General features: G+C 61.5%; 7 protein-coding genes. 4 read left to right on the forward strand and 3 right to left on the reverse strand.

Going from position 1 to position 5,224, the window contains the following annotated elements; all coding sequences use genetic code 11:
* From VIM95_RS09760 to VIM95_RS09775, 4 genes are all read left to right on the forward strand, one after another.
* Window positions 1-699 (forward strand): alpha/beta hydrolase (locus VIM95_RS09760; RefSeq protein ID WP_331985086.1); only part of this gene is annotated, 699 nt, incomplete at its 5' end.
* A gap of 116 nt (window positions 700-815) precedes the next feature.
* Entirely contained in the window at window positions 816-1,601 is a 786-nt protein-coding gene (locus VIM95_RS09765) for a hypothetical protein (protein WP_331985088.1), read from the forward strand.
* A gap of 64 nt (window positions 1,602-1,665) precedes the next feature.
* The gene (locus VIM95_RS09770; RefSeq protein ID WP_331985090.1) at window positions 1,666-2,151 is read left to right on the forward strand and encodes a hypothetical protein; all 486 of its coding nucleotides are present in this window, start codon (window positions 1,666-1,668) and stop codon (window positions 2,149-2,151) included.
* A gap of 54 nt (window positions 2,152-2,205) precedes the next feature.
* Window positions 2,206-2,520: a hypothetical protein gene (locus VIM95_RS09775; RefSeq protein WP_331985092.1), complete on the forward strand. Its 315-nt coding sequence runs from the start codon at window positions 2,206-2,208 to the stop codon at window positions 2,518-2,520.
* Between the two features lie 129 nt (window positions 2,521-2,649).
* On the opposite strand, the gene VIM95_RS09780 is transcribed toward VIM95_RS09775, so the two are convergent.
* From VIM95_RS09780 to dctP, 3 genes are all read right to left on the reverse strand, one after another.
* Window positions 2,650-4,029, reverse strand: a complete 1,380-nt coding sequence (locus VIM95_RS09780) for a TRAP transporter large permease subunit (RefSeq protein ID WP_331985094.1) — start codon at window positions 4,027-4,029, stop codon at window positions 2,650-2,652.
* On the reverse strand, window positions 4,026-4,589 hold the full coding sequence (locus tag VIM95_RS09785; protein ID WP_331985096.1) for a TRAP transporter small permease: 564 nt from the start codon (window positions 4,587-4,589) through the stop codon (window positions 4,026-4,028). The genes VIM95_RS09780 and VIM95_RS09785 overlap by 4 nt, the downstream gene beginning before the upstream one ends.
* A 106-nt stretch (window positions 4,590-4,695) precedes the next feature.
* Window positions 4,696-5,224, reverse strand: a 529-nt coding sequence (dctP, locus tag VIM95_RS09790; RefSeq protein WP_331985098.1) for a TRAP transporter substrate-binding protein DctP, incomplete at its 5' end; no start/stop codon positions are given.

The raw sequence follows: 5,224 nt of genomic DNA on the forward strand, positions 1-5,224 counted from the left end.
GAGCTCGCCAAGACCCACACCGTGGTGGTGCCTGATCTGCGCGGCATGGGCCTTTCTTCCCGCCCGGCAGATGGTTACGACAAGCGCACCCAGGCGGCGGATATCCGCGCCGTGCTGAGCAAGCTCAATATCGACCACGCGGACATCGTGGGCCACGACATCGGCACCATGGTGGCCTATGCCTATGCGGCCCGTTACCCGGACAAGACCGACAAGCTGATCGTGATGGACGCCCCCGTCCCCGGCGTGCCGCCCTGGGACCAGATCGTCCGCCTGCCGGCCCTGTGGCATTTCAACTTTGGCGGCAAGGATGCCGAGCGCCTGGTCAAGGGCCGCGAGCGTATCTATCTGGACCGTTTCTGGAATGAGTTCGCCGGTAACCCCAGCAAGGTGGACGAAGCCACCCGCCAGCACTACACCAAGCTCTATGCCCAGCCCGGTGCCATGCACGCCGCCTTTGCCCAGTTCCTGGTCATCAACAAGGACGCCGAGGACAACCTCAAAACGCTGAGCCCCAAGCTCACCATGCCGGTGCTGGCCATAGGTGGGGAGAAGTCCTTCGGCGCCAACGAGGCGCTGGTGATGCGCAACGCGGCCGACAATGTCACCGAGCTGGTGGTACCCAATGCCGGCCACTGGCTGATGGAAGAGGCCCCCGAGCCCACCATAACCGCGGTGCGCGAATTCCTGCAGCGCTAAGCAACACGCCCGTACTCGCTACAGGATGCTTGAACCCTTGCTAGCCGGTTCAAGCATCCTGCTGCCGTGTGTAGAAGCCGGCAAAAGCGTGAGCGCAGCGCTAAGATGGCTCTACCATGCCCAAGCTCACCGCCCTGCTCCTTGCCTGCCTTGCCGCCATCGTCCCGGCCCACGCCGAGGAAATCCGCCAGCTTAGTGCGTCCGACGGCCATACCACCCCTTACCTGCTCAGCGCAGATCTCCCCACCCAAGCGCCACCTGCCATCGCAGCCATTCTGTTCAATGGCGGCGAGGGCAATGTGGGCCTAATGAGCAAAGGCATCCCCCACCCCGGGTCAAACTTCCTGGTCCGCTCGCGCGGTCTGTTCGTAGCGCGCGGCATACCGGTGGCGCTGATCGATGCCCCTAGCGACCGCAGCGGCATGCCCGACAGCTACCGCATGAGCCAGCGCCATGCCGACGATGTAGCGGCGCTGGTCCTGGCCATGCAGCAGCAGTTTGCCGGCGCCCGCATCTACCTGGTCGGTACCAGCCGCGGCAGCGTCTCCGCCGCCTATGCCGGTGCAGCGCTCGGCAACAAGGTGGCAGGGGTGGCGCTCACTTCCTCGGTCTTCAATGCCAGCCGCGACAACAACGGCCTCTCCGGTTTCAGCTTCAGCCGCATCACGGTGCCGCTGCTATTTGTGCACCACGCCGATGACGGCTGCCCTGCCTCGCCCTATGGCCCGGCCAAACGCCAGGCGGAGACCTACCCGCTGATCACCGTGCAAGGCGGCAAGCCCGCCACCAGCGGGCCGTGCGAGCCGTTCTCGCCACATGGCTACCTGGGCCGCGAAGAGCCGGTGGTCGACGCCATCGTCCATTGGATGCAGGGCGAGCCCTACCCCAAGGTGCTGGACTGAACTGCCTGGTATTTCGCCAGCTCGCCGTCTACCCTGAGCACACCTTCCCTGCCGCCCCGCTCCCATGCGCTCACTCTCCCGCCGTAAAGCCTTCCTGCTCGCCGTTGCCATCGCCGGTACCTTGGACCTGAGCTACGCCATCCTCTTTTCCGGCTACCACGGCGTGCCTGCGCTACGTATCTGTCAGGCGGTCGCCAGCGGCCTCCTGGGCAAGGCGGCGTTTGATGGGGGTGTACCGGTCGCGGCATTGGGCGTCGCCCTGCACTACGCCATCATGAGCGGCGCGGCCGGGGCCTATGCCTGGGCTAGTGGCATCGTGCCAGTGCTGGCGCGCCGCCCCATTCCCTGCGGCATGGTGTTCGGGCTCGCGATGTATGCGGTCATGAACTTCGTAGTCCTACCGCTCTCGGCCTTCCCTTTCCCGTTCCGCTTCTCGCTCGATCTGTTCGTCGCGGACCTGCTGGTCCATATGTTCTTCGTCGGCGTACCGATCGCACTGCTGGCCGGCAAGCCGCGCCAGGCAGCTACGCAGCGGCTGCAAACGGTCTAGGCGCCTGCGGGATGGCCGCATACACTGTTGGTCTTGCTACATCGGCGACACCCCATGCACATCACCGTCACCCGTGACGCCTGCTGCGCCCAGGACGACCAGATCGGCCCGCTGGATATGCGCTTCGAGATCCATACCCACACGCGCCTGGACGAGTTGGTCGAGCAGATCGTCGCCTCACATTTCCTTCAGTATTCCGGTTCCCATACCCATATGGCCGCTACCATCGGCGAGCAGGTGGTCGCGCAGGTCTACAGCAACTATTACTGCCCAGATCAGCCACCCCAATACCTCATCCCGGCAGATACGCCGGTGGCCGGTCTACTGGAGCAGGGCACGCTGCATTTCGCCTTTATCCGCCAGAGCTGAGCCAGAAAAGAACAAAGCCACCCGAGGGTGGCTTTGTCTTGCTTGGGTACTACAGGGCGCTATACGCCTCTCTCACTGCTACTCTCAATAATCCATCGGTAAATCCTGGCCCCTTAGGCGGCCCAGGATTTACATCATGCCCAGGTACTTGGGCAGCCAAAGCGAAATTGCCGGCACGTAGGTCACCAGGCCCAAAAAGCCCAGCATGGCCAACAGCCATGGCCATACCGCCACCGTCAGCTCGGTAATGCCCATCTTGGTGATGCCGGACGCCACATAGAGGTTGAGCCCCACCGGCGGGTGGCACATGCCCACCTCCATATTCACCACGATCAAAATGCCGAAGTGCACCGGGTTGATACCGAGCTGTACCGCCACCGGGAACAGGATGGGGGCAAAGATCAGCACGATGGACGAGGGTTCCATCACGTTACCAGCCAGAAGCAGGATCACGTTCACCGCCAAGAGGAACACGATGGGGCCAAAGCCCATCTGTAACAGCCACATACCCATGGCCTGCGGAATGTTCTCGTAGGTCATCAGGAAGGAGAACAACACCGCGTTGGCGATGATGTAGAGCAGCATGGCGCTCATGGAGGCCGAGTTGACCAGGATGCGCGGCACGTCCTTCCAGCCGATGTCCTTGTAGACAAACACGGCAATGATGAAGGAGTACACCGCGCTCATTGCCGCAGCTTCGGTCGGCGTGAACAGGCCGGCATAAATGCCGCCCATCACGATCACGATCAGGAACAAGCCCCAGAACGCCCGTCGGAAGGCTGTAATACGCGCCCCCCAACTGGCTTTATCCATGCGCGGATAATTGAACTTACGGGCACGGTACCAGGCCACTACGCCAAGCAGGAACGCCAGCATCAGGCCAGGTACTACACCGGCCATGAACAGGGCGCCCACCGACGTATTAGTGGCGACCGAGTACATCACCATCACGATGGAGGGCGGGATCAGAATACCCAGCGCGCCGGAGGTGGTGATAATCCCCGCCCCGAATTGCTTGGGGAAGCCCTGCTTGAGCATGGCTGGCAAGAGGATGGAGCCGATGGCGACCACGGTAGCCGGGCTGGAACCCGACACGGCGGCAAACAGGGCGCATGCCAGCACGCCAGCCAGGCCCAGGCCACCATGCATGTGGCCCACCATACTGGTGGCAAAGTCGATCATCCGCTTGGCCACACCACCGTGGGTGAGGAAGTTGCCGGCCAGGATAAAGAACGGGATCGCCATGATTTCGAAGCTTTCAATACCCTTGAAAAGCTTCTGCGCAACCTGCGTAGGCGGCACGGTGGTCATGGTAAAGAGAAAGGTCAGTACCGCGAGCCCGAGCGCGATGGAGACTGGCATGCCGGTCAGCATCAATGCCAGCAGCAGGCAGAAGATCATGGCGGTCTTACCACCGACCAGCGAAATGACCAGCAGCGCCGCAAGAATGCCTAGCGGCCATTTGATCGACAGCGGCTTCCTGGCCGCGTCAGCGATAACGGCGCTCATGCTGGCTGTCCTTTCGCATCGTCGTCTTCCAGGCCATCTACATGGCCATGGTCATGGTGGGGTACTTCACCGGTGCGGATAAAGGTCCAAGCCACCTGTGCAAAACGGAAGCACATCAGGTACGAGGCCAACGGAATTGCCAGATAGGTAATCCAGACAGGAATCTCCATATCCGAGGTGACCTGCTCGGTATGGAACATGCCAGAGACCAGCTCCAGGCCGAGGGTGCCGACCAACCCGGTAAACAGCATCCCAGCGAAAAGTGCGATCAAGATAAAGATCTTGCGATGCTTCTCTTCCAGCCGGGTCACCATGACATCGACTCCGACATGAATGCCAGTGCGCACACCATAGGCTGCGCCAAACTTGGCCATCCACACGAACATGATGACGCAGAGCTCCTGCGCCCACGAAAGATCCAAGGACAGCAACCAGGATTGCAGCCCAGGAATGTTATATCCGGAGAGATAGCGGTGTATCACCGCCACGAAGATGATCAGGGTCGCCCCTGTCATGAGGAAGGCAATCAACGCCTCCTCAAGGAAGTTGAGATATTTCATATATCGGCTCCAGAAGCGAAGGAGGGCCCGGGGAGACCTACGCCGGCGCAGGGCCGGCATAGGTAGGCAAACCCCAGCGGACATTGCCGCCGGAGTGATACTTGCATTACTCGGCCGGGTTGAAGCCGGTTTCCTTGTAAATGGACTTGATCAGGTCCTGACCAATGCGGTCGGCCATCTGGGTGTGGACCGGGGTCAGCGCCTTCTTGAGCGCGCCACGCTCGGCCGGGGTCAGGCTGATGATCTGGGTCTTGCCCGACTTGCGTACGTTTTCGAGATCGCTTTCGTTCTCTTGCTTGGCGATATCGTTGGCGTACTTGGTCGCGTCCTTCATGGCGCTATCCAGGGTGGTACGGATCGCCGGCGGCAGACCTTCCCAGAATGCCTTGTTGACGATCACGGCATAGCCCAGGTAACCATGGTTGGAGACGGTCAGGTAGGGCTGCACCTCATGCATCTTCTGGGTGTAGAAGTTCGAGGGCGGATTCTCGGTACCATCCACCACGCCGTTCTGCAGGCCCAGGTAGACTTCGGAGAAGGCCATCTGCTGTGGCAGCGAGCCCAGGGCGCGCATCTGGGCATCCAGCACCTTGGAAGACTGGATGCGCATCTTCACACCGCGGAAATCAGCCGGG

It is taken from the genome of Chitinimonas sp., from assembly GCF_036568685.1.
GTDB lineage: Bacteria > Pseudomonadota > Gammaproteobacteria > Burkholderiales > Chitinimonadaceae > Chitinimonas.

What these genes read in the sequence shown, in the direction of transcription:
- VIM95_RS09780 (WP_331985094.1), bottom strand. Translation starts at nt 4,029, where the DNA reads ATGAGCGCCGTTATCGCTGACGCGGCCAGGAAGCCGCTGTCGATCAAA.
- VIM95_RS09770 (WP_331985090.1), top strand. Translation starts at nt 1,666, where the DNA reads ATGCGCTCACTCTCCCGCCGTAAAGCCTTCCTGCTCGCCGTTGCCATC.
- VIM95_RS09765 (WP_331985088.1), top strand. Translation starts at nt 816, where the DNA reads ATGCCCAAGCTCACCGCCCTGCTCCTTGCCTGCCTTGCCGCCATCGTC.
- VIM95_RS09775 (WP_331985092.1), top strand. Translation starts at nt 2,206, where the DNA reads ATGCACATCACCGTCACCCGTGACGCCTGCTGCGCCCAGGACGACCAG.
- VIM95_RS09785 (WP_331985096.1), bottom strand. Translation starts at nt 4,589, where the DNA reads ATGAAATATCTCAACTTCCTTGAGGAGGCGTTGATTGCCTTCCTCATG.